Consider the following 2619-nt stretch of genomic DNA (forward strand, 5'->3'; position numbering starts at 1 on the left):
CCCCCAGCCCGGCGGCCTGCGGCAGCTCCTGGACCTGATCGACGAGACCCGCGACTCCGGCGCCGCGAGCGTCCGGCTGATCGTCCGCGGCGGCGTCGCCGTCCTGGACCCGGGGGTGGAGCTGGCCGCGTACCGGATCGTGCAGGAGGCCCTCACCAACGCCCGCCGGCACGCGCCCGGCGCCGCCGTGGACGTGGACGTCGACTACACGCCCGGGGCGCTGCGCGTCAGCGTCCGCGACAACGGCCCGGGACCCGCGGCGGGCGGTGCGGGCCCCGCGGGGCACGGCCTGCTCGGCATGCGCGAGCGCGCCGCGGCCGTCGGCGGCGACCTGCGCACCGGCCCCGGCCCGGTCGGCGGGTTCCTCGTCGAGGCGACGCTGCCCACCGAGGGCGCGACATGACGATCCGGGTGGTCGTCGCCGACGACCAGGAGGTGGTCCGCGCCGGGTTCGGGGCGCTGCTCGGCACCCAGCCCGACCTGGCCGTCGCCGGCACCGCCGCCGACGGCGCCGCCGCGGTCCGCGCCTGCGCCGAGCATCGGCCCGACGTCGTGCTGATGGACGTGCGGATGCCCGTCATGGACGGCATCGAGGCCACCCGCCGCATCACCGCCGCCCCCGGCGCCCCGCGGGTCCTGATGCTCACCACCTTCGACCTGGACGAGCACGTCTACGACGCGCTCGTCGCCGGGGCCAGCGGGTTCCTGCTCAAGGACGTCACCGCCGAGCGGCTGTTCGACGCCGTGCGGGTCGTCGCGGCGGGGGAGGCGCTGCTGGCACCGGCCGTCACCCGCCGCCTGATCGGGGAGTTCGCCCGGCTCCGCCCGCGCCCGCCGTCACCCCCCACGGGCGGCCCGGGCGGCGGTGTGGACGTGCTGACGCCCCGCGAGACCGACGTGCTCCGCCTGGTCGCCGAGGGCCTCGCCAACGCCGAGATCGCGGCGCGGCTCGTCGTGGGGGAGGAGACGGTCAAGACCCACGTCAGCCGCATCCTGCGCAAGCTGGGGCTGCGCGACCGCGTCCAGGCCGTCGTCGCCGCCTACGAGAGCGGCCTCGTCCGCCCCCGCTCGGGCCGCTGACCGCCCCGCGCGACCGGTCGGAAAAGGAGTGGACGGGCTGCCGCCCGGCTTGTAGCTTGCCGTTGACCGTGGCCCAGCCCGAGGAGGTGAGACCCATGAACGCTGCATCGACGTGGGTGCTCCCTCTCCCCGTCACGGCCGGGCGATCGACGTAGGTGTCCGCCGGGAGCGCCGCACCACCCAGGCACTCCCGAAAGGCAGACACCTATGCACTCTCCGTCCTTCACCGCCGGGCACGACGCGTTCGACGTGATCATCGCCGGGTGCGGGCCGACCGGCGCGACGCTGGCCGCCGAACTGCGGCTGCACGATGTGCGGGTCCTCGTCCTGGAGAAGGAGACCGCGCCCGCGTCGTTCGTCCGCATCGTCGGCCTGCACATCCGCAGCCTCGAACTGCTGGCCATGCGCGGGCTGCTGGAGCGCGTCCTCGACCACGGGCGGCGCCGTCCGGCCGCCGGATTCTTCGCCGCCATCACCAAACCCGTCCCCAAGGGCCTGGACTCCGCGCACGCCTATCTGGTGGGCATCCCGCAGCCGGTCATCGTCCGCCTCCTCGAAGAGCACGCCACGGCCCTGGGTGCGCGGGTCAGGCACGGGTGCGCGGTGACCGGTCTCGAGCAGGACGCCGGCGGCGTGACCGTCGAGCTGGCCGGCGGGGAGCGGCTGCGTTCGCGGTACCTCGTCGGCTGCGACGGCGCCCGCAGCACGGTCCGCAAACTGCTCGGCGTCGGCTTCCCCGGCGAACCTTCGCGCACCGAGACGCTGATGGGCGAGATGGAAGTGGGCGCGCCGCAGGAGGAGATCGCCGCCAGGGTGGCCGAGATCAGCGAGACCCACAAGCGGTTCTGGCTCAGGCCGTTCGGCGGAGGGATCTACAGCGTCGTCGTCCCCGCCGCCGGGGTCTCCGACCGCGCGCAGCCGCCCACGCTGGAGGACTTCCAGCGGCAGCTGCGCGCCATCGCCGGAACGGATTTCGGTGTTCACTCCCCGCGCTGGCTGTCGCGCTTCGGCGACGCCACCCGCCTGGCCGGACGGTACCGGGCCGGGCGGGTGCTGCTGGCCGGTGACGCGGCGCACATCCACCCGCCCATCGGCGGCCAGGGCCTCAACCTCGGTGTCCAGGACGCGTTCAACCTCGGCTGGAAGCTGGCCGCACAGGTCCGCGGCTGGGCGCCCGACACCCTGCTGGACACCTACCAGGCCGAACGCCGGCCGGTCGCCGCGGACGTGCTGGACAACACCCGCGCCCAGATGGAACTGCTGTCCACCGGGCCGGGCCCGCGGGCCGTGCGCGGGCTCCTCACCGAGCTGATGGACTTCGACGAGGTCAACCGCCATCTGATCGAGAAGATCACCGCGATCGGCGTCCGCTACGACCTCGGCGAGGGCCCCGACCTGCTCGGCCGCCGCCTGCGCGACATCGACCTGGCGCAGGGCCGCCTCTACGACCGGATGTATCGAGGCCGCGGCCTCCTGCTGGACCGCACCGGACACCTGGCCACCGGCGGCTGGTCCGACCGGGTCGACCACCTCCCCGAC

General features: G+C 74.8%; 3 protein-coding genes. All 3 read left to right on the forward strand.

Features of this window, described 5'->3' with window-relative positions; genetic code table 11:
- A partial coding sequence (locus E1264_RS41845) for an ATP-binding protein (RefSeq protein ID WP_347813460.1) occupies positions 1-403 on the forward strand: 403 nt, incomplete at its 5' end.
- Positions 400-1080 carry a response regulator transcription factor gene (locus E1264_RS41850; protein ID WP_132183015.1) on the forward strand — a complete coding sequence of 227 codons (681 nt, stop codon included), beginning with the start codon at positions 400-402 and terminating at the stop codon, positions 1078-1080. The genes E1264_RS41845 and E1264_RS41850, both read left to right, overlap by 4 nt.
- 207 nt (positions 1081-1287) lie before the next feature.
- A partial coding sequence (locus E1264_RS41855; RefSeq protein ID WP_132183017.1) for an FAD-dependent monooxygenase occupies positions 1288-2619 on the forward strand: 1332 nt, incomplete at its 3' end.

It is taken from the genome of Actinomadura sp. KC216 (assembly GCF_004348535.1).
In the GTDB taxonomy this organism is placed as follows: domain Bacteria; phylum Actinomycetota; class Actinomycetes; order Streptosporangiales; family Streptosporangiaceae; genus Spirillospora.